The sequence below is a fragment of the Rhodococcus sp. T7 genome, from assembly GCF_009872365.1.
Taxonomy (GTDB): Bacteria; Actinomycetota; Actinomycetes; order Mycobacteriales; family Mycobacteriaceae; genus Rhodococcus_F.
In genome coordinates this window covers 1-26,472 of record NZ_WXYH01000012.1, presented here as the reverse complement: position 1 = coordinate 26,472, position 26,472 = coordinate 1, and the positions used below count along the sequence as shown (strand labels likewise).

27 protein-coding genes and 1 riboswitch are annotated in these 26,472 nt (G+C 68.2%); of the genes, 13 read left to right on the top strand and 14 right to left on the bottom strand.

Translation table 11 applies throughout. The features are described from left to right. Positions 1–203: 203 nt before the first annotated feature. Positions 204–324: riboswitch (SAM riboswitch) on the bottom strand. A 274-nt stretch (positions 325–598) separates the two neighbouring features. From MLGJGCBP_RS01975 to yhjD, 5 genes are all read left to right on the top strand, one after another. Beyond that, positions 599–1,822, top strand: a complete 1,224-nt coding sequence (locus tag MLGJGCBP_RS01975; protein WP_005560536.1) for an NADP-dependent isocitrate dehydrogenase — start codon at positions 599–601, stop codon at positions 1,820–1,822. Between the two features lie 202 nt (positions 1,823–2,024). After that, entirely contained in the window at positions 2,025–3,248 is a 1,224-nt protein-coding gene (locus MLGJGCBP_RS01970) for an MFS transporter (protein ID WP_201452933.1), read from the top strand. A gap of 35 nt (positions 3,249–3,283) precedes the next feature. Then, on the top strand, positions 3,284–4,090 hold the full coding sequence (locus MLGJGCBP_RS01965; RefSeq protein WP_087558550.1) for an exodeoxyribonuclease III: 807 nt from the start codon (positions 3,284–3,286) through the stop codon (positions 4,088–4,090). A gap of 52 nt (positions 4,091–4,142) precedes the next feature. Beyond that, positions 4,143–5,177, top strand: a complete 1,035-nt coding sequence (gene trpS / locus MLGJGCBP_RS01960) for a tryptophan--tRNA ligase (protein ID WP_087558392.1) — start codon at positions 4,143–4,145, stop codon at positions 5,175–5,177. A 4-nt stretch (positions 5,178–5,181) separates the two neighbouring features. Next, positions 5,182–6,204 carry an inner membrane protein YhjD gene (gene yhjD, locus MLGJGCBP_RS01955; protein ID WP_160093853.1) on the top strand — a complete coding sequence of 341 codons (1,023 nt, stop codon included), beginning with the start codon at positions 5,182–5,184 and terminating at the stop codon, positions 6,202–6,204. 10 nt (positions 6,205–6,214) lie between these two features. Here the strand turns inward: yhjD and MLGJGCBP_RS01950 are convergent, their stop codons facing one another. The 6 genes from MLGJGCBP_RS01950 to sdhC all read right to left on the bottom strand — a co-directional run bounded on the left by MLGJGCBP_RS01950 (position 6,215) and on the right by sdhC (position 12,168). Continuing rightward, positions 6,215–7,495 carry a D-alanyl-D-alanine carboxypeptidase family protein gene (locus tag MLGJGCBP_RS01950; RefSeq protein WP_160093852.1) on the bottom strand — a complete coding sequence of 427 codons (1,281 nt, stop codon included), beginning with the start codon at positions 7,493–7,495 and terminating at the stop codon, positions 6,215–6,217. A 126-nt stretch (positions 7,496–7,621) separates the two neighbouring features. Then, positions 7,622–8,617 carry a malate dehydrogenase gene (locus tag MLGJGCBP_RS01945; RefSeq protein ID WP_160093851.1) on the bottom strand — a complete coding sequence of 332 codons (996 nt, stop codon included), beginning with the start codon at positions 8,615–8,617 and terminating at the stop codon, positions 7,622–7,624. Positions 8,618–8,772: 155 nt separating this feature from the next. Next, positions 8,773–9,552, bottom strand: a complete 780-nt coding sequence (locus MLGJGCBP_RS01940) for a succinate dehydrogenase iron-sulfur subunit (RefSeq protein ID WP_005256985.1) — start codon at positions 9,550–9,552, stop codon at positions 8,773–8,775. After that, on the bottom strand, positions 9,552–11,303 hold the full coding sequence (sdhA, locus tag MLGJGCBP_RS01935; protein WP_087558388.1) for a succinate dehydrogenase flavoprotein subunit: 1,752 nt from the start codon (positions 11,301–11,303) through the stop codon (positions 9,552–9,554). Before sdhA ends, MLGJGCBP_RS01940 begins: the two co-directional genes overlap by 1 nt. Positions 11,304–11,318: 15 nt before the next feature. Beyond that, entirely contained in the window at positions 11,319–11,762 is a 444-nt protein-coding gene (locus tag MLGJGCBP_RS01930) for a succinate dehydrogenase hydrophobic membrane anchor subunit (protein WP_005239887.1), read from the bottom strand. A gap of 1 nt (position 11,763) precedes the next feature. Then, the gene (gene sdhC, locus MLGJGCBP_RS01925; protein WP_005239889.1) at positions 11,764–12,168 is read right to left on the bottom strand and encodes a succinate dehydrogenase, cytochrome b556 subunit; all 405 of its coding nucleotides are present in this window, start codon (positions 12,166–12,168) and stop codon (positions 11,764–11,766) included. 255 nt (positions 12,169–12,423) lie between these two features. On the opposite strand from sdhC, the gene MLGJGCBP_RS01920 reads away from it, so the two are divergent. Genes MLGJGCBP_RS01920 through MLGJGCBP_RS01910 form a run of 3 tightly spaced genes read left to right on the top strand, consistent with a single transcriptional unit; the run spans position 12,424 to position 15,211 of the window. Beyond that, positions 12,424–12,828 carry a cytidine deaminase gene (locus MLGJGCBP_RS01920; protein WP_160093850.1) on the top strand — a complete coding sequence of 135 codons (405 nt, stop codon included), beginning with the start codon at positions 12,424–12,426 and terminating at the stop codon, positions 12,826–12,828. Further along, a complete protein-coding gene (locus tag MLGJGCBP_RS01915) occupies positions 12,821–14,116 on the top strand; it encodes a thymidine phosphorylase (RefSeq protein ID WP_160093849.1) in 1,296 nt (431 codons plus the stop codon). The genes MLGJGCBP_RS01920 and MLGJGCBP_RS01915 overlap by 8 nt, the downstream gene beginning before the upstream one ends. Positions 14,117–14,125: 9 nt before the next feature. Beyond that, positions 14,126–15,211, top strand: coding sequence for an adenosine deaminase (locus MLGJGCBP_RS01910; protein ID WP_160093848.1), 1,086 nt, complete (start codon positions 14,126–14,128; stop codon positions 15,209–15,211). 7 nt (positions 15,212–15,218) lie between these two features. On the opposite strand, the gene MLGJGCBP_RS01905 is transcribed toward MLGJGCBP_RS01910, so the two are convergent. The 5 genes from MLGJGCBP_RS01905 to MLGJGCBP_RS01885 form a co-directional block, all read right to left on the bottom strand. Further along, positions 15,219–16,469, bottom strand: coding sequence for a primosomal protein (locus MLGJGCBP_RS01905; protein WP_087558384.1), 1,251 nt, complete (start codon positions 16,467–16,469; stop codon positions 15,219–15,221). A gap of 114 nt (positions 16,470–16,583) precedes the next feature. After that, the gene (locus MLGJGCBP_RS01900) at positions 16,584–16,889 is read right to left on the bottom strand and encodes a YbaB/EbfC family nucleoid-associated protein (protein WP_015890015.1); all 306 of its coding nucleotides are present in this window, start codon (positions 16,887–16,889) and stop codon (positions 16,584–16,586) included. Then, positions 16,886–17,230, bottom strand: coding sequence for a hypothetical protein (locus MLGJGCBP_RS01895; RefSeq protein ID WP_160093847.1), 345 nt, complete (start codon positions 17,228–17,230; stop codon positions 16,886–16,888). The genes MLGJGCBP_RS01900 and MLGJGCBP_RS01895 overlap by 4 nt, the downstream gene beginning before the upstream one ends. Positions 17,231–17,238: 8 nt before the next feature. Further along, a complete protein-coding gene (locus tag MLGJGCBP_RS01890; RefSeq protein ID WP_160093846.1) occupies positions 17,239–18,429 on the bottom strand; it encodes a C40 family peptidase in 1,191 nt (396 codons plus the stop codon). A gap of 2 nt (positions 18,430–18,431) precedes the next feature. Then, positions 18,432–18,755, bottom strand: a complete 324-nt coding sequence (locus MLGJGCBP_RS01885; protein ID WP_179220245.1) for a type VII secretion target — start codon at positions 18,753–18,755, stop codon at positions 18,432–18,434. Between the two features lie 133 nt (positions 18,756–18,888). On the opposite strand from MLGJGCBP_RS01885, the gene upp reads away from it, so the two are divergent. Next, positions 18,889–19,512: a uracil phosphoribosyltransferase gene (upp, locus tag MLGJGCBP_RS01880; RefSeq protein ID WP_087558380.1), complete on the top strand. Its 624-nt coding sequence runs from the start codon at positions 18,889–18,891 to the stop codon at positions 19,510–19,512. 8 nt (positions 19,513–19,520) lie between these two features. Here upp and MLGJGCBP_RS01875 read toward each other — a convergent pair whose 3' ends face one another. Beyond that, positions 19,521–21,110, bottom strand: a complete 1,590-nt coding sequence (locus MLGJGCBP_RS01875) for a phospho-sugar mutase (RefSeq protein WP_160093845.1) — start codon at positions 21,108–21,110, stop codon at positions 19,521–19,523. After that, a complete protein-coding gene (locus MLGJGCBP_RS01870) occupies positions 21,107–21,889 on the bottom strand; it encodes a purine-nucleoside phosphorylase (protein WP_160093844.1) in 783 nt (260 codons plus the stop codon). Before MLGJGCBP_RS01870 ends, MLGJGCBP_RS01875 begins: the two co-directional genes overlap by 4 nt. A gap of 20 nt (positions 21,890–21,909) precedes the next feature. Between MLGJGCBP_RS01870 and MLGJGCBP_RS01865 the strand changes: the two genes are divergently transcribed. The 3 genes from MLGJGCBP_RS01865 to MLGJGCBP_RS01855 are packed head-to-tail and all read left to right on the top strand — an operon-like array spanning position 21,910 to position 24,941. Continuing rightward, complete coding sequence (locus tag MLGJGCBP_RS01865; protein ID WP_160093843.1) at positions 21,910–22,608, top strand: enoyl-CoA hydratase/isomerase family protein; 699 nt, start codon at positions 21,910–21,912, stop codon at positions 22,606–22,608. Between the two features lie 12 nt (positions 22,609–22,620). After that, positions 22,621–23,781 carry a M20 family metallopeptidase gene (locus tag MLGJGCBP_RS01860; protein WP_087558377.1) on the top strand — a complete coding sequence of 387 codons (1,161 nt, stop codon included), beginning with the start codon at positions 22,621–22,623 and terminating at the stop codon, positions 23,779–23,781. Continuing rightward, positions 23,778–24,941, top strand: coding sequence for a M20 family metallopeptidase (locus MLGJGCBP_RS01855; RefSeq protein ID WP_160093842.1), 1,164 nt, complete (start codon positions 23,778–23,780; stop codon positions 24,939–24,941). The genes MLGJGCBP_RS01860 and MLGJGCBP_RS01855 overlap by 4 nt, the downstream gene beginning before the upstream one ends. A 3-nt stretch (positions 24,942–24,944) precedes the next feature. Here MLGJGCBP_RS01855 and MLGJGCBP_RS01850 read toward each other — a convergent pair whose 3' ends face one another. Then, positions 24,945–25,406 carry a gamma-glutamylcyclotransferase gene (locus MLGJGCBP_RS01850; RefSeq protein ID WP_087558375.1) on the bottom strand — a complete coding sequence of 154 codons (462 nt, stop codon included), beginning with the start codon at positions 25,404–25,406 and terminating at the stop codon, positions 24,945–24,947. Between the two features lie 116 nt (positions 25,407–25,522). Here MLGJGCBP_RS01850 and MLGJGCBP_RS01845 point away from each other — a divergent pair. Next, positions 25,523–26,472, top strand: a 950-nt coding sequence (locus MLGJGCBP_RS01845) for an NAD(P)H-quinone dehydrogenase (RefSeq protein ID WP_160093841.1), incomplete at its 3' end; no start/stop codon positions are given.

The following is a 26,472-nucleotide window of genomic DNA, read 5'->3' as shown; positions in this document are numbered from 1 at the left end:
ATCGGCAGCGCCCGCGCCTTGGTGGTCGCGTCGGACGTCTGCCCGGCGTGGATCTGCTTGGTCTCGAACGACCAGTTCTCGGTCATGTGCTGTCTACTCCAGTGGTCTGACGAGGCGCGGACGACAATCTGGTTCGTTCGCGCACAGGGCTTGTCTGGGCTCTATCTACGACAACAACAACGCATCATGAACCTCCGATGTCGGACCCGCGCTTGTCACCCGACTGTTGTATGAATCAGGAAACCAGGTCATCACCCGGGGCACCCCACCGCGGCGGAGGGTTGCCGGCCAGCTAGCCGGGGCTCGTTGCTGGCACTCATGACCTCTGTCGAATCTTAGCGGCTGGGGTGGAACGACCGGAAACGGCACCGATCAGGCCTGCTAGCAGGCGAAAGTTACCCGCCAGTAGGCGTGGAATTTTGCACCCAGATCTTGCGCGTCCCGGCTATAGCAGTACGCTTGTCTTGTTTAACTGCGGTCTCCCCGGCGGCCGCATCGACCGTCTACGTTTGATAAGCGAACCGTTCGCGGACCCACTCACGAAGTGCGCCCGCAACCGTGTAACCAGGGAATTTTCCTAGGAGGACGCGAAGCACCCATGTCCAAAATCAAGGTTGAGGGCACCGTCGTCGAACTCGACGGCGACGAGATGACACGCATCATCTGGCAGTTCATCAAAGACAAGCTGATCCATCCCTACCTGGATGTGAACCTGGAGTACTACGACCTCGGTATCGAGTACCGGGACGAGACCGACGACCAGGTCACCGTCGACGCGGCCAACGCCATCAAGAAGCACGGCGTCGGCGTCAAGTGCGCGACGATCACCCCGGACGAGGCACGCGTCGAGGAATTCGGCCTCAAGAAGATGTGGCGGTCGCCCAACGGCACCATCCGCAACATCCTCGGTGGCACGATCTTCCGCGCGCCGATCATCATCTCCAACGTTCCGCGACTGGTTCCGGGCTGGACGAAGCCGATCATCATCGGCCGTCACGCCTTCGGCGACCAGTACCGCGCCACCGACTTCAAGGTCCCCGGCCCCGGCAAGGTGATGATCACCTACACGCCCGAGGACGGCAGCGAGCCGATCGAGCACGAATTGGTGAACTTCCCCGAAGGCGGCGGCGTCGTCCAGGGTCAGTACAACTTCACCAAGTCCATCGAGGACTTCGCGCGCGCCTCGCTCAACTACGGCCTGCAGCAGAACTACCCGGTGTACCTGTCGACCAAGAACACCATCCTCAAGGCGTACGACGGCGCGTTCAAGGACATCTTCCAGCACGTCTACGAGACCGAGTTCAAGCCGGAGTTCGACGCGGCCGGACTCACCTACGAGCACCGCCTCATCGACGACATGGTCGCGTCGGCGCTCAAGTGGGAGGGCGGCTACGTCTGGGCCTGCAAGAACTACGACGGCGACGTCCAGTCCGATACCGTCGCGCAGGGCTTCGGATCGCTCGGCCTCATGACCTCCGTGCTGCTGACCCCGGACGGAAAGACGTGTGAGGCCGAGGCCGCGCACGGCACCGTGACGCGTCACTTCCGTCAGCACCAGCAGGGCAAGCCGACGTCCACCAACCCCATCGCGTCGATCTTCGCGTGGACCCGTGGACTCGAGCACCGCGGCAAGCTGGACAACACCCCCGACGTCATCGGCTTCGCTCAGAAGCTCGAAGACGTGGTCATCAAGACCGTGGAGGGTGGCCAGATGACGAAGGACCTCGCGATGCTGGTCGGCGGCGACCAGGGTTACCTGACCACCGAGGAATTCCTCGGTGCGCTGGACATCAACCTCCAGAAGGCCATCGCCGAGCAGTAGGCACTCGCGCCACAGCAGTACGAAACGGGACGCCCCCTCGCCGGGGTGTCCCGTTTCGCGTCTCCGGGACCGGGTGAGTCATCTCACGGCCGCTCGCGGCGCGAAAACCGGAATCCGGGGAAGAGAATTCCGGTGTGGGTCGTTGCGCAACGAGGCGCCGTGCGCCGCGAAGTCGTATTTCTGCCTAGTCGAAAGTTCTGCTGTGAGCACTTCCACCCCGGTCCGTCCCGAGCACCTCGGTGTCATCGCGCAACATCCGTCCGTCCGCAAGCTCGCCATGATCGCGCTCGCGCTCGGCGGCTTCGGGATCGGCACCACCGAGTTCGTGGCGATGGGACTGCTTCCCGAGATGGCGTCGAGCCTCGGGATCACCGAGCCGACGGCCGGGCACGTCATCTCGGCGTACGCCCTGGGTGTGGTGGTGGGGGCGCCGCTCATCGCCGCACTCACCGCGCGGGTGCCCCGCAAGACGCTGCTGATCGCGTTGATGGCGGCGTTCACGATCGGCAACGCCGCCACCGTGTTCGCACCGAACTACGGGGTTCTGATGGCCGCGCGGTTCGTCGCGGGCCTCCCGCACGGCGCGTACTTCGGCCTCGCGGCCCTGGTGGCGGCGCATCTCGCCGAGCGAGGACAGCGGGCCCGGGCGGTCGCGCTCGTCATGATGGGTCTGTCGGTGGCGAACGTCGTCGGCGTGCCCGTCGCCTCGTGGCTGGGTCAGACCCTCGGCTGGCGCAGCGCGTTCGCACTCGTCGCGCTGATCGGTGTCGTGACGCTGGGCGCGATCTGGTCGTGGGTGCCCGCGCTCGCCGCCATGCGGATGACGAATCCCCTCACCGAACTCGGTGCCCTGCGGCGCGCGCAGGTGTGGATGACGCTGATCATCGGCATGGTCGGATTCGGTGGCATGTTCGCCGTCTACACCTACATCAGCACGACCCTCACCGACGTCGCCGGGCTGTCGCGGTCGCTGGTGCCGCTGGCCCTGATGATCTACGGGCTGGGCATGGTCGCGGGCAATCTGATCGGTGGCAGGCTCGCCGACAGGGCCCTGGTTCCCGGTCTGTTCGCCGCGATGACGGCGCTCGGGGTGGTGCTCGGCATCTTCGTGATCGCCTCGCACAACCCGTACACGGCGCTGCTGCTGGTGTTCTTCGTCGGCGCCGCGGGCGCGTCGATGGTTCCCGGACTGCAGACCCGGCTGATGGACGTCGCCGCCGACGCCCAGACTCTCGCCGCGTCGCTCAACCACGCGGCCCTCAATATCGCGAACGCGTTCGGAGCGTGGATCGGTGGCGTCGTCATCGCCGCCGGTTACGGCTACACGGCGCCCGCCGCGGTCGGTGCGCTGCTCGCCGTCGCGGGCCTCGTCGTCCTCACCGTGGCCGTCGCGCTGGAACGCCGCAGCGCCCGTTCGTCTCGGTAGCCGCGCTGTCGTACGCGTCCGCTACCGTGCTTGCCGTGCCACACATCATCACCACCGTCAATGTCAACGGAGTCCGCGCGGCCGCCCGCAAGGGACTCACCGAGTGGATGGAGCGCACGGAGGCCGACGTCGTCTGCCTGCAGGAGACGCGGGCATCCGACGAGCAGCTCGCCGAGACCCTCGCGCCCGCCCTGGAGGGCGGATGGAACCTGGCGTCGGCGGAACCGTCATCGAAGGGGCGCAACGGCGTCGCGATCCTGTCCCGGAAGCCGGCCGACGCCGTTCGCGTCGGGCACGGCGACGAGGAGTTCGCGGCCGCGGGCCGCTACATCGAGGCAGACTTCGACGACCTGACCGTGGCGAGTCTGTACCTGCCGTCGGGTGAGGCCCAGACACCCCGGCAGGAGGAGAAGGAGCGGTTCATGGACTCTTTCGCCCGCTACCTCACAGCCACCGCCGCGGCCGCCGTCGCGGCAGGCAGGCACGTCGTGGTCTGCGGCGACTGGAACATCGCCCACACCGAACTCGACCTGAAGAACTGGAAGACGAACAAGAAGAACTCCGGATTCCTGCCCCACGAGCGGGAGTGGATGTCCGCGCTCTTCGCGGAGGACGCGCACTGGTCCGACGTCGTGCGCCTGCTCGAACCGGACGTCGCGGGACCGTACTCGTGGTGGTCGTACCGCGGGAAGGCGTTCGACAACGACTCCGGCTGGCGCATCGACTACCAGATCGCCACCCGCGAACTGGCGGAGCGCGCCAAGCAGGCCGTCGTCGAGCGCGCCGAAACCTACGACCAGCGGTGGTCCGATCACGCGCCGGTCACCGTCCAGTACCGGTGACGGGCGGTATCTGATTCGTGTCGTCACGGCACACGTGAAAAGATCAATACTCATGTCGACCCCTGCAGCTCAGAAACCCACCGCGAAACCGCGGGTGCTCTCCGGCATCCAGCCCACCGCCGACTCGTTCCACCTCGGCAACTTCCTGGGTGCTCTGCAGCAGTGGGTGCCTTTGCAGGACGACTTCGACGCGTTCTACTTCATCCCCGACCTGCACGCGATCACGGTGGCGCAGGACCCGAAGGAACTGCGCCGCCGCACGAAGATCGCGGCGGCACAGTTGCTGGCGCTGGGAATCGATCCCGACCGCGCCACGCTGTTCGTCCAGAGTCAGGTCCCCGAGCACGCGCAGCTGGCGTGGGTTCTCAACTGCATCACCGGTTTCGGTGAGGCCAGTCGCATGACGCAGTTCAAGGACAAGTCGTCGAAGCAGGGCAGTGAGAACGCCAGTGTCGGCTTGTTCACGTATCCGGTGCTGATGGCCGCCGACATCCTGCTGTACCGCCCGCAGCGGGTTCCCGTCGGTGAGGACCAGCGTCAGCACCTCGAACTGGCCCGCGACCTCGCCCAGCGGTTCAACACCCGCTTCGGGAAGGCGTTCGTCATTCCCGAGGCCCAGATCATCAAGGGCACCGCCAAGATCTACGACCTGCAGGATCCGACGTCGAAGATGAGCAAATCGGGTCCGAGCCCGGCCGGCCTGATCAACCTGCTCGACGATCCCAAGGTATCGGCGAAGAAGATCAAGTCCGCGGTCACCGACAACGAGCGGGAGATCCGGTACGACCCGCAGGCCAAGCCCGGTGTGAGCAACCTGCTCACCATCCAGTCGGCATTGTCCGGCACCCCCGTCGAGACGTTGGTCGCCGGGTACGAGGGCAAGGGCTACGGCGACCTGAAAACCGATACGGCCGACGTTCTCGCCGAATTCGTGACACCGTTGAAAGCGAAAGTGGAGGGGTACCTCTCGGACGAGGCGGAACTCGATCGGGTCATCGCGGCCGGTGCCCACCGTGCCCGTGAAGTGTCGTCGCAGACGTTGGCGGCCGTGTACGAGAAGGTAGGGTTTTTGACACCGAAGGGATAGCACTGTGGCTGACGAACCGAGTTTTCTCGACAAGCAGCGGGCAGCGCGCCCCTGGTTCGACCATCTGATGCGGGCCGCTCAGCGGTACCAGAATCAGAAGGGTGACTACTACGCGGCGGGTATCACGTATTTCAGTGTGCTCGCACTGATTCCGATCCTGATGGTCGCGTTCGCCATCGCCGGTTTCGTGCTCGCCGGGCAGCCGGAGTTGCTGCAGGAACTCCAGGACGGCATCACGAAGAACGTGCCCGGAAGTCTCGGTGACACGCTCAACACCATCATCGATTCGGCGATCGCGTCCCGCGCCAGCGTCGGTATCCTCGGTCTGCTCGGCGCCGCCTACGCCGGTCTGGGGTGGATGGCGAACCTGCGTGACGCGCTCACGGCGATGTGGGAGAGCCAGCGCGAATCGAAGGGATTCGTGCGCACCAAGCTGGGCGACGCGGGTGCTCTGCTCGGGCTGGGCCTGGCGATGATCGTCTCGATCGGATCGTCCGCGTTGAGCAGCGGTCCGGTGGCCCGCACGGTGGTCGAGGTGCTCAACCTCGACGAGGTGACCGGCGTCGACGCCGGACTGCGCGCACTGTCGACCGTGCTCTCGCTGGTCGCGACGTGGGCGGTGTTCGCCTGGGTGATCGCCCGGCTGCCCCGGGAGCCCGTGACGTTCCGCAGTGCGATCAAGGCGGCCCTGCTCGCGGCCGTGGTGTTCGAGATCTTCAAGCAGGTCGGCGCCATCTATCTCACGGCGGTCACCGCCGGTCCGGCAGGAGTGGCGTTCGGCCCGATCATCGGTCTGCTCGTGTTCATCTACCTGACCTGCCGGATGCTGCTCTTCTCGACGGCGTGGGCCGCGACCACCAGGGCCAGCATGGCGCTCGCGTTCGTGCCGCCACCGGATCCCGCCGTCATCACGCCGCGGATCGAGGTCCACGAGGGTCCGGGGGTGCGTGGGGGACTCGCGCTGGTCGGTGTGGGTGCCCTCGCCGCGCTCGGCTTGTCCGGACTGTTCACCCGCAGCAAGCGCTGATCGGGGAGCGTCAGCGCCTGCGGGACAGCCGGCGTGCGCAGAGCACCAGCACGACGACGATGGCCGCCCCGACGATCCCCACGCCCGCCCGCAGGGCCAGCGTGTGGTCGGGGTGGTCGGAACCGGAGGCGACGACGGAACTCGTGGCGGCGGCCGAATCCTGTTGCGGCGGTGCGGCAAGGACCGCGTCCGACCCGTCCTCGGCCGGGTACAGGTCCTCGAGCGACCCCACCCTTGTGTCGCGGTCGAGGGCGAACCCGTAGTCCAGCAGTCGCGCCGCCTGTTCCCAGGTTCGGATCGGCTGCGCCTCGGCTCCCATCAGTGTCACCATCAGGCGGCGGCCGTCGTGGTCGGCGCCGCCGACGTACGTGTGGCGGGCATCGTCGGTGAATCCGGTCTTGCCGCCCAGCGCGCCCGGGTAGTTGTAGAGCAGTTGGTTGTCGTTGGCGAGTGCGAACGGCGGCCGGTCCTGGTCTTCCGGGATCGCGGGATCCTTCGGGAAGCCCGGGAACTGAACGGTTTCCGTGGAGATCAGCTCCGCGAACGTCGGGTTCTTCATCGCGTTGTGGAAGATCAGCGCGAGGTCGAACGGCGAACTGCTCATGCCGGGCCCGTCGAGTCCGGACGGGGTCGCGGTCCTCGTGTCGTGAGCGCCGAGGGTGTCGGCGAGACGGTTCATCTTCTCGACCGTCGCGGCGTCGCCGCCGAGTTGCCGGGCGAGGAGGTGGGCGGCGTCGTTCCCCGACGCCATCACGAGGCCCTGCATCAGCTGCCGGTTCGTGTACTGACCGTTCTTGCCGATCCCGACCGCGCTGCCCTCCACGGCGGCGTCCTCGGCGGTGGCGGTCACGGTCTTGTCGAGATCCAGTTCGTCCAGCGCCACGAGCGCGAGCAGCATCTTGATGGTGCTGGCCGGCCGGTACCGGCCGTGCGGGTCCTTCGCCGCGAGCACGTCGCCGGTGTCGATGTCGGCCAGCACCCAGCCGGACGCCGCGATGTCGGCGGGCAGCGCGGGGGCGCCGTCGGGAAGCGTCACCCCGCATTCGGCGAGTTTCGGCCCGCCCACCGGCTCGTCGGGCACGGAAACGGCGGTCGGTGCCGGATCACCGGGCTGCGGCACCTCGGACAGGTCGATCGCGGGGGCCGGCGCCGAGCGGTGCGGGCAGTCGTCGGTGTTGGGGGTGGTGAACGGCGCCGAGGTGGGGGAGGGGGGGCCCGGGGGCGGGATCGCCCCGGCAGCGCTCACCGAGAGTCCGGCCAGCAGGGTTCCGGACACTACCGCGGTACACACTCGACGCCACATCATCGAAGAGGCAGCGTATGCGATGACCGGGCCGGTTCCGAAAACGGACGCGTGTCGACACGCATTCGTGACGTCCGTGCCCCGTGCCCCGTGCCGAGGCGCGGACGGCCCGGGTCAGATGAAACCCATGCCCCGGACGGCGTCGCGTTCGGATTCGAGTTCGGCCACCGACGCGTCGATCCGCTTCCGCGAGAAGTCGTCGATCTCCAGCCCCTCCACGACCCGCAAGGCCCCGTCGACCGAGCGGACCGGGAACGAGCTCACGAGCCCCTCCGGCACTCCGTAGGCGCCGGTGGATGGCAGCGCCACGGACGTCCAGTCGTCGTCGGGGGTGCCGAGCACCCAGTCGTGCACGTGGTCGATCGCGGCATTGGCGGCGGAGGCCGCGGATGATGCGCCGCGGGCCTCGATGATCGCGCTGCCCCGGTTCGCGACGGTGGGAATGAAGTCGCCGGTGAGCCATTCGCGGTCCGCGGCGAACTCGGCGCCGGACCGGTCCCCGACCCGCGCGTGGAAGATGTCGGGGTACTGGGTGCTCGAGTGGTTGCCCCAAATCGTGACCCGGCTGATGTCCTTGACCGCGGCGCCGGAGTGCCGTGCCAGCTGGGCGATCGCGCGGTTGTGGTCGAGCCGGGTCAGCGCCGTGAACCGATCCGCGGGCACGTCGGGGGCGTTGTTCGCGGCGACCAGCGCATTGGTGTTGGCCGGGTTGCCCACGACCAGCACCCGGACGCCCTCCGCGGCAACCTGATTGATCGCGCGACCCTGCACGGTGAAGATCTGCCCGTTCGCGGCTAGCAGGTCGCCGCGCTCCATCCCCTTGGACCGGGGACGTGATCCGATGAGCAGGGCCACGTCGGTGCCGTCGAAACCCCGCTTCGGGTCGTCGTGGACCTCGACGTCGCGAAGGAGAGGGAACGCGCTGTCGTCGAGTTCCATCGCGGTGCCTTCGACCGCGGACACGGCGGACGGAATTTCCAAGAGCCGCAGTCGAATCGGGGTGTCGGGGCCGAGCATCGCGCCCGCGGCGATCCGGAACAGCGCCGCGTAACCGATACTGCCTGCCGCTCCGGTGACCGTGACCACCGCGGGAGTGGGCGACTGCGTCATGTGTGAACCTCGCTCTTCGTCGGGAGCATCCGTTCTCGACACTAGCGCGGGGATCTCACCGTGGGACGGCGCGGACGGTGAGCTTGGACACGACGCAGGGCGCCCCCGGCCGAAGTGGCCGGGGGCGCCCTGGAACGTGCTCGGACGACCTGGAGTCAGCGTGCGAAGAGCAGCGCGCGCTTGACTTCCTGGATCGCCTTCGTCACCTGGATGCCGCGGGGGCACGCGTCGGTGCAGTTGAACGTGGTCCGGCAACGCCAGACGCCGTCCTTGTCGTTGAGGATGTCGAGACGCTCCGACGCACCCTCGTCACGGCTGTCGAAGATGAAGCGGTGCGCGTTGACGATGGCAGCGGGACCGAAGTAGCTGCCGTCGCTCCAGTACACCGGGCACGACGTGGTGCAGCAGGCACACAGGATGCACTTCGTGGTGTCGTCGAAACGGGCCCGGTCGTGCTGCGACTGGATGCGCTCACGGGTGGGCTCGTTGCCGGTGGTGATGAGGAACGGCTTCACGGCGCGGAACGCGTCGAAGAAGGGCTCCATGTCGACGACGAGGTCCTTCTCCACCGGCAGGCCCTTGATGGGCTCGACGGTGATCGTGACCGGCTTGCCGTCCTTGGGCAGCATGTCCTTCATGAGGAGCTTGCAGGCCAGACGGTTGACGCCGTTGATCCGCATCGCGTCCGAACCGCACACGCCGTGGGCGCAGCTGCGGCGGAACGTCAGGGTGCCGTCGAGGTAGCCCTTCACGTACAGGAGCAGGTTCAGCATGCGGTCCGTCGGCAGCGCCGGAACCTGGAAGCTGTCCCAGTGCTGACCCTCGCCGGACTCCGGGTTCATCCGCGCGATCTTGAGGGTGACCATGACGGCGCCCTCGGGAACGGGAGGGAGATCCGACTTGTTCTCGCTCTTGTCGACTGCAGGTGCGCTCATCAGTACTTACGCTCCATCGGCTCGTAGCGGGTCTGGACTACCGGCTTGTAGTCGAGACGGATGTCGGAGAGCAGGCCGTCGCCCTCCTTGTATGCCATCGTGTGCTTCATGTACTCGGCGTCGTTGCGGTCCGGGAAGTCCTCGCGGGCGTGGCCGCCGCGCGATTCCTTGCGGTTCAGCGCGCCGACGACGGTGACCTCCGCCATTTCGAGGAGGAAGCCGAGCTCGACGGCCTCGAGCAGGTCGCTGTTGTAGCGCTTGCCCTTGTCCTGCACCGTGATGTGGTTGTAGCGCTCCTTCAGCGCGCGCACGTCCTTGAGTGCCTGGGTGAGGCGCTCTTCCGTGCGGAACACCGAGGCGTTGTTGTCCATCGACTGCTGCAGCTCGCTGCGGATGTCCGCGACCCGCTCGTGACCGTGGTCCGACAGGATGGTTTCCATCCACTCGTCGACCATCTTCTCGGGCGTCTCCGGCAGGGCGATGAACTCGCTGTTGTTGGCGTGCTCGGCGGCGGCGATGCCGGCGCGGCGTCCGAAGACGTTGATGTCGAGCAGCGAGTTGGTGCCGAGACGGTTCGCGCCGTGGACGGAGACGCAGGCGCACTCGCCGGCGGCGTACAGGCCCTGGACGATCTCGTCGTTGTTGCGGAGGACCTCACCGTTGATCCTGGTGGGGATGCCGCCCATGACGTAGTGGCAGGTGGGGTACACCGGCACGGGTTCCTTGACCGGGTCCACACCGAGGTAGGTGCGGGAGAACTCCATGATGTCGGGGAGCTTCTCGTCGAGGACTTCCTCGGGGATGTGGGTCACGTCGATGTAGACGTAATCCTTGTTCGGTCCCGCGCCGCGTCCCTCGAGCACCTCGAGAACCATCGACCGCGCCACGATGTCACGGGGTGCGAGGTCCTTGATGGTGGGGGCGTAGCGCTCCATGAACCGCTCGCCGTCGGCGTTGCGGAGGATTCCGCCCTCACCGCGCACGGCCTCGGAGATGAGGATGCCGAGCCCGGCCAGGCCTGTCGGATGGAACTGGTGGAACTCCATGTCCTCCAGCGGGAGGCCCTTGCGGAAGATGATGCCCATGCCGTCGCCGGTGAGGGTGTGCGCGTTGGACGTCGTCTTGTACATGCGTCCCGAGCCGCCGGTGGCGAACACGATGGACTTCGCGTGGAAGACGTGGATCTCGCCGGTGGCCAGCTCGTAGGCGATGACACCGGTGGCGACGGGACCGTTCTCCGTCTCGGTGATCGCGATGTCGAGGGCGTAGAACTCGTTGAAGAACTCCACGTCGTGCTTGACGCAGTTCTGGTAGAGCGTCTGCAGGATCATGTGACCGGTGCGGTCCGCGGCATAACATGCGCGGCGCACGGGGGCCTTACCGTGATCGCGGGTGTGACCACCGAAACGACGCTGGTCGATCTTGCCCTCGGGCGTGCGGTTGAACGGCAGACCCATCTTCTCGAGGTCGAGCACCGCGTCGATGGCCTCCTTGGCCATGATCTCGACGGCGTCCTGGTCGGCGAGGTAGTCGCCGCCCTTGACCGTGTCGAAGGTGTGCCACTCCCAGTTGTCTTCCTCCACGTTCGCCAGCGCGGCGCACATGCCGCCCTGGGCCGCGCCGGTGTGGCTGCGGGTGGGGTAGAGCTTGGTCAGTACCGCGGTGCGGGCGCGGGGACCGGCCTCGATCGCTGCGCGCATGCCGGCGCCGCCGGCACCGACGATGACCACGTCATAACGGTGTTCCTGCATGAAGTCTGTGCTCCCCTAGCTCGCCGAGATATTGGGGTCGAAGGTGAAGATGACGTACGTGCCGAGGCCCATGATCAGGATCATCGAGAGAACGAGGATCGTGGTCAGCCAGAAGCGCGTGGAGTCCTTGCGGGAGTAGTCCGCGATGACCGTGCGGAGTCCGTTTCCGCCGTGCAGCTGGGCAAGCCACAGCATGGTGAGGTCCCAGAACTGCCAGAACGGGCTGGACCAGCGGCCTGCGACGAACGCGAAGTTGATGCGGTGCACACCGTCGTCGAGCATCAGCATGATGAAGAGGTGGCCGAGCACGAGGAAGATCAGTGCGAGACCGGAGAACCGCATGAACAGCCAGGCGTACAGCTCGAAGTTGTTCTTCGAGGTCCGGCGCGGAGAGCGCGGGTTGTCCAGGCTGGCGGGACGGTCGTAGGTCTTGCCGAGACTCTTGGCTTCTGTCGTCATGTCAGTGCCCCGCAAACATGTTGTAGAAGATGCGGCCTGCGCCCGGGATCATCACCAGGAACCAGATCGCGAGGATTACCCAGAGCATCAGGCGCTGGTACTGCGGTCCCTTGGACCAGAAATCCACCAGCATCACCCGGACACCGTTCAGTGCGTGGTACAGCACCGCGGCGACGAGAGCGAGCTCCATGAGCCCGACGATCGGGTTCTTGTAGGTCTCGATGACACTGTCGTACGTGTCGGGATTCACCCGCACGAGCGCGGTGTCCAGCACGTGCACGAATAGGAAGAAGAACGTCATTACGCCTGTGATCCGGTGCAAAACCCAGGACCACATTCCGGGGTCGCCCCGGTAAAGCGACCGTGTGCGCTCCTTGGCCGGAGCGGCTTCAGTCGTAGTACTCATCGAGTGCTGTGCCTCCAACGTCATTGGTGGACGTGTCGAGTCTGCGCAGCGTTGCGGACATACCACAACTGGGGACCCGACGTGATCCTGAACCGACTTCTCTGAACTCTAAACCCAACAGAAACGCGGGAACTAATTCGAGTCGGGGTTCGTACCGCCCCTGCAAATGAACTTAGGTTTGCCTCTCCAATACGGATCGGGCCGTCCCGGGCGATTCTCTGCATCCATTCAGCCCACGTGATTGGATGGGTAACCATGGTCGAGATCGATTGGAAACTGTTGCGCGCCAACGCGCGTGAGGTGATGGAGAGGGCCTACGCGCCCTACTCCGGGTTCGCGGTGGGGTCGGCGGCGCTCGTGGACGATGGACGAATCGTCGTCGGATGCAATGTGGAAAATGTCTCATACGGTTTGGGGCTCTGCGCCGAGTGCGTACTGGTCGGTAACTTGTTTGCGGGCGGCGGCGGGCGATTAATCGCCTTCACCTGCTGTGACGCGAGTGGCGACATACTCATGCCGTGCGGACGCTGCCGGCAGATTCTCTTCGAGCACGGCGGCCCCGGACTGCTCGTCGACCACCGGGCCGGCGTGCGCCCATTGGAACAGCTGCTGCCGGACGCTTTCGGTCCGGAGGAGAAGGGGAGAATCAGCCATGCATGACGCCTCGTCGATCATCGCCGCCAAGCGCGACGGCCGAGAATTGTCCGGTGCAGAGATCGACTGGGTGGTGGAGGCATTCACCCGGGGTGTCGTGGCCGACGAGCAGATGTCGGCTCTGGCGATGGCGATCTTCTTTCGCGGGATGACGCGCGAGGAGGTGAGCCGCTGGACCACGGCGATGATCTCGTCCGGTCACCGCCTCGACTTCACCCACCTCGGCCGCCCCACCGTGGACAAGCACTCGACGGGTGGTGTGGGCGACAAGATCACGCTCCCGCTCGCACCACTGGTCGCCGCGTGCGGCGCCGCGGTGCCGCAGCTGTCGGGACGCGGGCTGGGCCACACCGGCGGAACCCTCGACAAGCTCGAGTCGATCCCGGGCTGGCGCGCCGACCTCGACACGTCGGAGATGGCCGAGATCCTGTCCGACCCCGAGGTCGGCGCCGTCGTGTGCGCCGCGAGCTCCGACCTGGCCCCGGCGGACCGGCGGTTGTACGCACTGCGGGACGTCACCGGGACCGTCGAGTCGATTCCCCTGATCGCCAGTTCGATCATGAGCAAGAAGATCGCGGAGGGCACCGGCGCGCTGGTCCTCGACGTGAAGGTCGGTTCGGGTGCGTTCATGAAGAAGCTCGACGACGCACGCGAGCTGGCCCAGACGATGGTCGATCTTGGGAACGACGCCGGGGTGCGGACGATGGCACTGCTCACGGCGATGGACGCGCCCCTCGGCCACACCGCGGGCAATGCGCTGGAGGTGCGGGAATCGCTGGAGGTGCTCGCCGGGGGCGGCCCGTCCGACGTCGTGGAACTGACCCTCGAACTCGCGCGAGAAATGTTGAAGGCAGCCGGAATCGACGGCGTCGACCCGGCCGACAAGCTGCGGGACGGCTCCGCCATGGACCGCTGGCGGAGAATGATCGCCGCCCAGGGCGGCGACCCCTACGCCGCGCTGCCGACGGCCCGGCACACCGAGGTGCTGCTCTCCGAGTCGGACGGTGTGGTGTGCGGCCTCGACGCCATGGCAGTCGGGCTCGCCGCCTGGCGGCTCGGCGCGGGCCGCACCCGGCAGGGCGAACCGGTGCAGGCGGGGGCCGGCATCGAACTGCACGCGAAGCCGGGGGAGACGGTGTCGGTCGGCACCCCGCTCGTCACGCTGCACACCGACACGCCCGAACGGTTCGCCGCGGCGAAAGCCGCACTTTCCGAAGCCTGGACCGTCGTGGCCGACGCGCCGCCGGTGATCACACCGCTCGTCATCGAGCGGATTGAGGATCCCTCACGCTAACGTCGTCCCATGACCGCACTGGATCTGTCGGCCCTGCGCCGAGCGCCGAAGGTGTTGCTGCACGACCATCTCGACGGAGGTCTCCGGCCCGAGACGGTTCTCGAACTCGCCCGCGACTGCGGCTACGACGCGCTGCCCGCCGACACCGCGCCCGCACTCGCCACGTGGTTCCGGGAGGCAGCGGACAGCGGTTCGCTCGAGCGGTATCTCGAGACGTTCGCCCACACCGTCGCCGTCATGCAGACACGGGCCGGGCTCGAACGCGTCGCCCGGGAATGCGCCGAGGACCTCGCCGACGACGGCGTGGTCTACGCCGAGGTCCGGTTCGCCCCGGAACAGCACCTCGAAGAGGGGCTGACTCTGGACGAGGTGGTGGAACAGGTCCTGCTCGGATTCGAGGCCGGGGAGTCCGCGGCGGAGGTGCGCGGCCAGAACATCCGGATCGGCGTCCTGCTCACCGCGATGCGGCATGCGGCACGGTCCCGGGAGATCGCGGAACTGGCGATCCGGTTCCGGGACCGCGGCGTCGTCGGATTCGACATCGCAGGCGCCGAGGCCGGCAATCCGCCCAGCCGCCACCTCGACGCCTTCGAGTACATGCGGGGCAGCAATGCCCACTTCACCATTCACGCGGGTGAGGCGTTCGGCCTGCCGTCCATTCACGAGGCCATCGCGTTCTGCGGCACGGACCGCCTCGGTCACGGAGTCCGGATCACCGATGACATCACGATCGGCACCGACGGCGTCCCGGTGCTCGGCAAGCTGGCGAACTATGTGCGGGACAAGAGGATTCCCCTCGAACTGTGTCCCAGCTCCAACGTCCAGACCGGGGCCGTGGACGCGCTCGAGAACCATCCGTTCGACCTGCTCGCCCGGTTGCGGTTCCGCGTCACCGTCAACACCGACAACCGACTGATGAGCGACACCAGCATGAGCCAGGAGATGCTCCGCCTGGTCGAGACGTTCGGCTACGGCTGGACGGATCTCGAGCGCTACACCATCAATGCGATGAAGTCGGCCTTCATCCCGTTCGATCAGCGGCTGCAGCTGATCGACGAGGTGATCAAGCCGGGATTCGCCGTGCTGGTGGGCTGACCGCCTGTCAGACCTTCCGCAGGCGGGCCTCGAACTCCCGCTCGAGCTTCCGCCACGCCTCGGCCTCGGCGTCGAAGGGCGCGCTCGGCGCCATCCGCGTCGGGTCCGGGTTGAGGACGAACGAGACGTACCAGCCCAGCGGGTCGGACGACACGAGCGCGGTCTCCACCGAATCGTCGTCGGCGAAATCGGCTGCATCGGTGAACAATTCGACGGCGAGGTCCAGTTGGTCCGCGTCGACCGACTCCGGGCCTGCGGCCAGGTCGTCGGCGAGACCGGGCAGAACGTACACGTTCTCGTCGGTGACCTCGACCTCGAGCGACCCGTCGACGGCCGCCACCTGGATCTCCTCGTACGTGCTGACCTGCGCGAGGGCGTGCTCGTGGTTGTCGGCGAGGTACCGGGCCAGTGCCCGCTCGGACGTGAACACGAAGATCGCGCCGTCGCGCCCGAGGAAGATCGCCTCGTCGTCGAGGTAGCACCGGAGTGTGAAGTACGTCTCCCCGGATGTGATGATCTTGACGGGGTCGACACCGACCGCACCCCAGAACGAGTCGTCTTCTTCTTCCTCGTCGTCCACGGTGTTCAGGTCGAGCGCGACGAACTCCTCGTCTTCCTCGGCCTCCTCGGCGACGTCGTCCACGTCGACAGTGTTCTCGTCGGCGGCTACCAGTTCGGCCTCGGCCACGGCTACCGCCTCGGCGTCCACCTCGGGGGTGGCGACGATGTTGTCGACGGCGTCGAGAACATCATCCCAGCCCTTCGCGATCGCGGTGCCGATCTGCGCCCACAGTTCCTCGCCCTCGCGTCCCTCGAATGCGCTGGCGCCTGCGGGGAGCGCGCCGAGAATGGGGTTCGCGCTGAAGAATTTGGTGATCACGTCCAGTTCGCAGACTTCACCGATGTTGCGCACCATGTTGAGCGTGTCTTCGAGTTCGCTCACGACGACGGCGTCGGGGTCGCTCGCCGCCAGCTCGGGCACACCGATCAGGTCGAAGCAGAAGTTCTCGTCGGGCTCGAGCTCGGCAGCGGAGAGCCCGGACACCACACCCCACGCGGGGTGCTCGACGAGGTCGTTGTCGGTATTGGTGCGGATGAAGGCAGCGAGTTCTGCCACTGATTCGAACCCGTACAGGTCTTCCTCGTGACCAAGGAATGCTTCCCACTCGTCGTCGCCCTCACGCCACCGTGGTGCCCACAGTGTCACGAGGTCGCCGTCGGTGAGACCGAGTTCGATCGGGACGATGTCTCCAGCCATGGCGCGAAGCCTATCGACCCCGCGGCCAAAGTTATACCCGGGCTGTGTGCGGACCGTTTCCGATGCCCGTCGCCGCCGTGCCGCGGCGACCGCGACGCTGTCGGCGAGTGACCGTCACACCTTCCCGAACCCGTCCTGCAGCGCCGTCATGACCCGGGTGCGCTGTTCGGTGGCGAGCCGGGCCGCCTCCTGCGTGGTGCTCGTGATCATCGCCGCGAGAGTGCGGGCGTCGAGGCTCGAGATGGAGTCGTCCATCCACAGACCGGTCAACGTGCCGTTCCCGTCGACCTCGGCCGTCACCTGATCGGACTCGCTCGACGCCCGCGCCGTGATCGACTGCAGCCCGGCGAGGGCCTCTTCCAGGAGATTCACCTGCTCGGTGGCCCGGCCGACGATCGCATCCATGTCGTGTTCGCTCACAGTGGTCGCATCCAGCTCGTCGGGGTGGGTTCTTCCTCGTCCTCGATCGCTTGCGCGGCGGCGACGTCGGCGCGGGTGGGCAGGCCGAGCTTGTCGAGGATGTCGGCGGGCATACCGTCACGGGCGAGTTCGTCGCGGCGGCGCGCGCCGGCCTCCATCGCCGAGCGCCGGCACAGGGTCAGGATCTCGTCCGCGAGCCGCTGGCCGCCGTACCGGAGTTCGCGGGGATCGATGCGGAGTTCGAGCGGCAGACCCTGCTCGGTGGTCCGGACCGAGACGGTGCCGGAGCGATTGCTGATTGCGGCCGTGGTACCGGCCGGGGGCGGGGTGGGAGGAAACATGATTCCTGTCATTCCGTGGGTCGGTAGAAGCCGTAGAAGCCCATGCCGCTGTTGCTGGTTCGGATCGGGCCGACCTGCACGGGATCACCGGCCTCGACGAGCTGGCCGTTGCCGATCACCATCGCCACGTGGCCGTCCCAGACGGCGAGGTCGCCGGGCATCAGGTCGCCCGGGTCGACGGCGGTGCCGACGTTCTGTTCCTGCGCCAGGCGCGGAAGACCCACGCCCGCTTCGCCGTACGCCCACTGCGTCAGCCCGCTGCAGTCGAGGCCCTCGCCGGGCGACGTCCCGCCCCAGACATACGGGACGCCTTGCTGCGACAGCGCGTTGCGCACGGCGTCGGCCGCCTCCTTGTTGGGGGCGACGGCGGTGCTGCCGTCGGGCAGGACAACCTCGACGCCCTCGCCGCCGTGCGCGGGGTCCGAGGTGGACGGCCCGTGACCGGTGCCTCCCGATCTGCCGGTGAGGGAATCCGCCCGGGACCCACCCGCTGCGCGTCCGCCGGACGAGTGCGCGGCCGGGGCGGCGATGTTCGTCAGGCCGGACATCGGTGACGTCCCCGAGGAACTCGCGAACCCGGACGCGGCGCGGCTCACCGCGTCGGACCCGGCGGGTGTGACGGGGGCGGCGGAGGCGGGCGCCGTGCTCGCGGCGGTCGTGCTCGCGGGCGCGGTGGCGGCGGGCGCGGACGGAACGTCTTCGGCCGGGGTGAGGGTGACCATCTTTCCGGTCTGCTCGGCGAGTTCTGCCCGCACCTTCGCGACGACGGCGGTGGCCCGGCCGAGGTGGTCGAGTGCCGCCGCGACGATCATCGCCTGACCTGGCGGGGTGGCCAGGGCGGGTCCGGCCGCGACCGCGAGGGCGATGAACGACTGCAGGATCTCCTGCAACTGCAGCATTCCGGCCCGGACGATCTCGGACGCCTCGGCGACGACGGCGGCCATGTCGTTGCCGCGATCAGAGACCGCGACCGTCGCCCGCTGCGCCTCCTCGGTCTTCACGATCGCACCGGTGCCGCCCTTGCCCTGCCAGTCGCCGTAGATCGAGCTGATGCCGGTGCGTCCGGTGTCGTGCACCGCGTCGATGGCGACCGAGGACGCGCGCAAGGCGTCGGCGGGACCGCCTGAAGGGAGGACTCCGCTGCCGAACGCGCCGAGCAGATCGAGGATCGGGCGGGTGAGGAGATCGATGGGGATCACGGTCAGGCCTCCAGCCCGACCGCGCCGGCGGCGAGCGCGGCCGTCGTGGCCACCTCGGTGCCCTCGTACGCGGCGGCATTGGCGAGCGCGGTCGCACTGATTCCGCCGAGCACGCCGGACAGCTTCTCGATGGAAGTCAGGTGCGCGGCGTGCGCCGTGGCGAATGCGGCGACGAAATCGCCCCCGATCACCCCGAAGACCGGTCCGAGCAGCAGCGGTCCCGCGGCGGCGGCCCCGAGACCCGCGGCCTGCATCTCCACGGACATGGTCGCGGCCGTGGCCGCGAACTCGGCGATACTCGCGGTATCCGCCCTCAAGTCGTTCATCGTCATCCCCCCAGTCGGATTTGATACCGGTCACCATATTGGACGCGGAGGACACCGATCCGGTTCCACCCCCCGATTCGCCGAGAATCGCGCTCCTGCGAAATCCCGACCCGCGCCCCCTTATTCTTCGAGCATGAACACGCACGTCGTCGACCACCCGCTCGCAGCGGTCCTCCTGACCACGATGCGCGATGCGCGCAGCGACAATGCCACATTCCGTGCCGCCTTGCGAAGGCTGACCCACATGCTGGTGTACGAGGCGATGCGCGAGGCTCCGGTCGACACGTTCGACGTGGTCACCCCCATCGCGACGACCGACGGAGTGCGGCTCAGCCATCCGCCGCTGCTCGTCCCGGTCCTGCGCGCCGGGCTGGGCATGGTCGAGCAGGCCAGCAGCCTGATCCCGCAGGCGCGAGTCGGTTTCGTCGGCATGGCCCGGGACGAGCAGACGCATCTGCCGGTGCCGTATCTCGAGTCGCTCCCGGCGGACCTGTCGGGCATCCCGGTGTACGTCCTCGACCCGATGCTGGCGACCGGCGGTTCGATGGTGCACACGATCGACCTGCTCGTCGCCCGCGGTGCCACGGACGTCACCGCCGTGTGCGTCGTCGCGGCGCCCGAAGGTGTTGCCGCGCTCACGGCGTCCGGTCATCCCGTGCGACTCGTCACGGCGGCGGTCGACGAGGGGCTGAACGGGGACGCGTTCATCGTTCCCGGCCTCGGCGACGCCGGGGACCGGCAGTTCGGACCGCGCTGACGCCTCGGCTACAGGGCTTCGGCGAACTCCCGCAACAGGTTCAACCGCGCCGCGGCCGCCTCGCGTGCCGCGGGTAGCGCCGACCGATCCGGCACCGGGACGACCACCTCCAGGTAGCACTTGAGCTTGGGTTCGGTCCCGGAGGGGCGCACGACCACTCGGACCGTCGACCCGGTGAGGACCACGGCGTCGGTGCGGGACTGCCCGCGCAGTGCCGCCAGATCGGTGGCCTCGACGGGCTCGCCGGCCAGTTCGGCCGGCAGTTCCGCCCGCAGCCGCCGCATCATCTCGGCGATGTCCGCGAGGTCGGTGACGCGACGCGACACCTGGTCTCCGGCGTGCAACCCGAATTCGAGCGCGTAGTCGTCCAGCCGGTCGAGGAGTGTCGACCCCTCCGCCCGCAGGGTCGCCGCGAGGTCGGCGGCCATCACCGCCGCGGAGATGCCGTCCTTGTCGCGCACCGACTCCGGGTCGACGCAGTGACCGATCGCCTCTTCGTACGCGTACACGAGACCCTCGCCCGCCCGGACGAGCCACTTGAAGCCGGTGAGGGTCCGGGCGAAACGGGCGCCGCGGGCCGCGGCCAGCTTCCCGAGGAGTGCCGACGAGACGATCGTCGTCGCGACGAGTGAATCCGAGGGGGCGGACGCGAGGACGTGGTCGCCGAGCAGCACCCCCGTCTCGTCTCCGCGGAGCATCCGCCAGCCGTCCGGCCCGCGCACACCGACCGCGCACCGATCCGCGTCGGGGTCCAGGGCCAGCGCGAGGTCGGCGTCGACGTCCGCGGCGAGCGCGAGGACGGCATCCGAGGCGCCCGGTTCCTCCGGATTCGGGAACTCGACGGTCGGGAAGTCCGGGTCGGGGTCGAACTGCGCGGCGACGGTGTGGACGTCGGTGAACCCGGCGGATTTCAGTGCGGCGAGCGCGGTCTCGCCGCCGACGCCGTGCATGGCGGTGAGCGCGATCCGCACGGATCGCGACTCGCCCCTCGGCAGGGACGCGACCCGGTCGACGTAGCGGTCGAGGAGTTCCCCGGACGCCGGTGTCACCGGCGTCCGGGGAACGAGGTCGGCCCGCCCGATCCTGGTGATCGCCGCCTCGATCTCCCGGTCGGACGGCGAGATCAGCTGGGCGCCGCCGTCGAGGTAGACCTTGTACCCGTTGTCGGCGGCAGGATTGTGGGAGGCGGTGATCTGCACGCCTGCCGCGGCCCGGAGGCGGCGGACCGCGAACGCGACGATCGGTGTGGGCAGGGGTCGGGGGAGGAGGACGACCGAGAAACCTGCGCCCGCCAGCACTTCCGCGGCGGCGACGGCGAACTTCTCCGATCCGTGCCGCGCGTCGCGCCCGACGACGACGGTGGAGCCGCCCAGGCAGCGATCCTTCAACCACGCGCCCAGCCCGGCGGTCGTGCGGATCACGACGGCGAGGTTCATGCCGTTCGGGCCCGCCCGCACCGGGCCGCGCAGTCCTGCGGTCCCGAAACTCAGCGGCGCGGCGAAGCGATCGGCGAGTTCGCCGGCGGACAGGTTCGCGAGTTCCGCGCGGGTGCCGGGGTCGGGGTCGGCGTCGATCCAGTCCGCGATCGGATCGTTCACACGCGCTCCACCAGTTCTCGCAGGAGCCCGCCCATGCGATCGGCGGACGCCCGGCCCGCCGCGAGGACCTCCTCGTGGTTCAGGTGCTCGCCGGTGATGCCCGCCGCGAGGTTCGTCACCATCGAGATCCCGAGGACGCGGGCGCCGAGTGCTCGCGCCGCGATCGTCTCGTGGACGGTGGACATGCCGACGAGGTCGGCACCGATCGTCCGCAGCATGCGGATCTCGGCCGGGGTCTCGTAGTGCGGGCCCGGCAGACCGGCGTAGACGCCTTCGCTGAGTGATCCGTCGATGTCGCGGGCGAGGGCCCGCAGTTCGGGGTCGTACGCGTCGACGAGGTCCACGAACTCGGCGCCGACCAGTGGTGACCGGGCCGTGAGGTTGAGATGATCGCTGATCAGCACCGGCTGTCCGACGGTGAAGTCCTCGCGGATCCCGCCGGCGGCGTTCGTCAGGATGACGGTCGACGCCCCGGCGGCGATGGCCGTGCGCACCGGGTGGACGACGGACGACAGCGGATGGCCCTCGTAGGCGTGGGTGCGGCCGAGCAGGACGAGGACCCGCTTGCCGCCCACCTTCACGGAGCGGATCGTTCCGGCGTGCCCCGCGGCGGACGGCGGCGTGAACCCCGGGAGGTCGGCCATCGGGACGGTGCAGAGTGATTCGCCGAACCGGTCGGCGGCGGCATTCCACCCCGATCCGAGGACGACGGCGATCGAGTGTTCGGCGCAATTCGTGTGCGCGGCGAGCGCGGCGGCCGCGGCGTCTGGCGTTCCCATGAGGCGATAGTCTTCCACTCATGCCCTATCTCGATCGCGACGGCGACGTATTCATCCTGTACCTCGGCACCGAGGGCGAGACGGACAACGAGAACCGCTTCCATCCGGATTGGATCGACGCCACCCACGCCGCGCTCGACGAGGTCGAAGCCCACGAGGGTCCCGCAGCGCTGGTGACGACCGCGACGGGCAAGTTCTTCACGAACGGTCTGGACACCACGTGGATCTTCGCCAACACGGACAAACTCCCGGAATACCTCGACCGCGTGCACACGATCTACAGCCGCCTGCTCGCGTTCCCGATGGCCACCGTCGCCGCCGTCCAGGGCCACAGTTTCGGTGCCGGCGCGATGCTCGCCACCTCCCACGACTTCCGTGTGATGCGCGCCGACCGCGGGTTCTACTGCCTCCCCGAGGTGTCGCTGAACATGCCGTTCACGGTGGGGATGTCGGCGCTGCTGAACACGCGCCTGCCCAAGCAGACCGCCGTCGAGGCGATGACGACGGGTCGCCGTTTCGGCGGTTCCGACGCGCTCGCCGCGGGCATCGTCGACCAGATCGAGGAGGGAGACGCCGTCCTCTCCGCCGCCGTGGAACGGGCCGCCGCGCTCACCGCCACCCGCGGCGCCAACCTGGCCGGAATCAAGCGCGGAATCCATCACGACGCCCTCGCCGCGCTCGCCACGGCGACGGACAAGAGCAACTTCAGCTTCGGGTGAGAGAATGAGCACGTGAATGCGGATGTCGAGGCGGCGGTCAGGTCAATCGAGACCGATCTGATTGCGCTGTCCCATTCGATCCACAGCGAACCGGAACTCGCGTTCGAGGAGTTCCGGAGCGTCGCGAAGATCACCGAACTGCTCAAACGCAGCGGGTTCGACGTGCGCACGGGCATCGCGGACCTGCCGACGGCGTTCGACGCCACGTTCGGCAGCGGCGACCTCGTCCTGGGCATCTGCGCCGAATACGACGCGCTGCCGGAGATCGGGCACGCGTGCGGGCACAACATCATCGCGGCGTCCGCGGTCGGCGCCGGAGTCGCGCTCGCCACGGTGGCCGAACGGCTCGGGATCACGGTGCGGGTCATCGGGACACCCGCGGAGGAGAGCGGCGGCGGCAAGATCGCCATGCTCGAGAAGGGGGTCTTCGACGGGGTCGCGGCCGCCCTGATGGTGCATCCGGGTCCGATCGACATCACGGGTGCGACGTCGCTCGCACTGGCCGACATCGCGGTCACGTTCAACGGCCGCGAAGCGCACGCGTCGGCCGCGCCGGAGTTCGGTCGCAACGCCGCCGACGCCGCGACCGTCGCCCAGGTCGGCATCGGCTTACTGCGCCAACATCTCTCGCCGGGACAGCAGATCCACGGCATCGTCTCCGACGGCGGAACCGCGCCCAACATCGTTCCCGCCCGTTCCGAAATGCTGTACTACCTGCGCGCCGAGACGGCATGGGCGCTGTCCGAGCTGACGGCCCGCGCGGAAGCGTGCTTCGCGGCCGGGGCACTCGCCACCGGGTGCACCCACGAGATCCGCACGGTGTCGCCCACGTACACGGAACTGACGCCGGATCCCTGGCTGGTGGCGACGTACCGGGAGCAGATCGTCGACATGGGGCGGACCCCGCTGCCGCTCGAATGGGAGGGCGTCCGTCCGCTGGGCAGCACCGACATGGGCAACGTCACCAACGTCCTGCCCGGAATCCACCCCATCATCGGCCTCGACTCGGGAGGTGCGGTGACGCATCAGCCGCAGTTCGCGGCGGCGTGCATCACCGAATCCGCCGACCTGGCCGTGATCGACGGAGCGATTGCCCTGGCGCGCACGGCAGTTCGCGCTGCAACGGACGACACACAGCGGGTGCGGCTGTTGGAAGGAGTTGATCGCCGGTGAACGCGGCAGTCGACAAATGGATTCTCGCTCACACCGACGAACTGTCCCGGTGGCGACGGCACATCCACGCCAATCCCGAACTCGCACGACACGAGTACGCGACGACGGAATTCGTGGCCACCCGCCTGGCCGCGGCGGGACTGTCACCCGAACTGCTTCCCGGGGGAACGGGGCTCACGTGCGATCTGGGGCCGTCGGACGGTCCCCGCATCGCGTTGCGCGCCGACATGGACGCGCTCCCGCTCCAGGAACTCACCGGCGCCACGTACTCGTCGACGGTGCCGGGCGTGTCGCACGCCTGCGGGCACGACGCGCACACCACCATCCTGCTGGGAACCGGTCTGGCCCTCAGCGAGATCCCCGACCTGCCGGTGGGTGTCCGGCTGATCTTCCAGCCCGCCGAGGAGGTCATGCCCGGGGGTGCGCTGGAGGTCGTCGCGGCCGGACGGCTCGAAGGTGTGTCGAGGATCTTCGCCCTCCACTGCGATCCGCGACTGGCGGCCGGTCGGGTCGGGGTACGGCTCGGCGCGATCACGTCCGCGGCCGACACGGTCGAGGTCGTGCTCGACTCGCCGGGCGGCCACACGTCCCGTCCGCACCTGACCACCGACCTCGTGTTCGCGCTGGGCACCGTCGTGACCGGATTGCCGGGCATGCTCAGCAGGCGGATCGACCCGCGCACCGGCACCGTCATGGTGTGGGGCGCCGTGAGCGCAGGCCGGGCCCCCAACGCCATCCCGCAGACCGGAATGATGACCGGCACCGTGCGGACCGGCGATCACGAGACGTGGGAGATGCTCGAGCCGCTGGTCCGGGAGATCGTCCACGGCCTCCTCGCGCCCACCGGGGTGCGGTATCAGCTGAACTACCGCCGCGGCGTCCCGCCCGTCGTCAACGACGAGGTGTCGACGCGCATGTTCGAGGACGCGATCCGCACCGTCGGTCCGGACGCCCTCGCCGACACGCCGCAGTCGGGCGGCGGCGAGGACTTCTCCTGGTATCTCGAAGAAGTTCCCGGCGCGATGGCCCGGCTCGGCGTCTGGTCGGGCGTCGGCGAGCAACTCGACATCCACCAGCCCACGTTCGATCTGGACGAGCGGGCGCTCGGCGTCGGCGTGCGGGTGCTGTCGAGCCTGGTGCTGGCCGAGGCGCAGCGTTAGGCGCTATTCGGTGCCCGGACCGACGTTGCGGCTGTTGCGGGTGCGCAGGTCGCGCACGTAGTCGGCGGGGGCCCCGGCGATCTCTGCGGCGTCGGCCATCACCCCGAGGTAGCGGGCCGACGGCAGACCGCCCTCGTACGCGTCGAGCACGTACAACCACGCGAGTTCGGGTTCGCCGTCGGTGTCCACGCGGACGCGGATCTTGCGGTGGATGCCGAGTTCGGAGCCCTCCCATCGGTCGAGGCTGACCTCGTCCTCCTCAGGGACGTCGTAGAGCACGACGAACACCTTGGAATCGGGGTCCTCGACCACGGTGGCGAGTGCGCCCTCCCAGCCGATGTCCCCGCCACTGAACGTCAGTCGCCAGCCGTGCAGCCAGCCCGTCCCCGCCATCGGCGAATGAGGGCAGCGCTGCAACATCTGCTCGGGATGCATGTTGGACCCGTAGGCGGCATAGATCGACACGGCGGCAAGCCTAAACGGTGGCTAGTAATCTGTTGCATGCAGTGCACGACACGACGCGCTGCGATCGTAGGAAAAGCCGGCCGGAGACCCCGGTCGTCAGGTGAATTGGAGGACAGATGACCCGAATCGTGATCATTGGTGGCGGGCCTGCCGGATACGAGGCAGCGTTGGTGGCCGCACAGCACGGCGCCTCCGTCTCCTTGATCGATTCGGACGGCGTGGGCGGCGCCTGCGTTCTGTTCGACTGCGTGCCGTCCAAGACCTTCATCGCCTCCACCGGCGTGCGCACCGACATGCGCCGCGCCACCGACCTGGGGATTGCGCTCGATCCGGAGCAGGCCACGGTCGCTCTGCCGCAGATCCACGCCCGCGTGAAGAGCCTCGCGCAGGCGCAGTCCTCCGACATCCGCACCCGCCTGCAGACCGTGGGTGTCGAACTGCTCTCGGGCACCGCGGAGCTCACCGACCAGCGGCTCGGCATGGCGTCGCACCAGGTGTGCGCGACCCTCGAGAACGGCGAGAAGAAGACACTCGACGCCGACGTCGTCCTCATCGCCACCGGCGCGAGCCCCCGGGTGATCCCCGGGGCGGAGCCGGACGGCGAGCGGATCCTGACGTGGCGCGACCTCTACGACCTCGACGAGCTGCCCTCGCACCTCGTCGTCGTCGGTTCCGGTGTGACCGGCGCCGAGTTCGTGTCCGCCTACACCGAGATGGGTGTCAAGGTCACCCTGGTGTCCAGCCGCGACCGCGTCCTGCCCGGTGAGGACGCCGACGCCGCCCTCGTCCTCGAGGACGTCCTCGCCGAACGCGGCGTCACCCTCGTCAAGCACGCCAGGGCCGACGCCGTGAAGCGCACCGAGGACGGCATCGTCGTCGTCCTCGCGGACGGCCGCACCGTCGAGGGCAGCCACGCCCTGATGACGGTTGGTTCGGTCCCCAACACGCAGGGCCTCGGGCTGGAGAAGGTCGGCATCGAACTCGACAAGGGTGGCTACCTGCGGGTGGACCGGGTGTCGCGGACGCCGGTGTCGGGGATCTATGCGGCGGGCGACTGCGCCGGCTT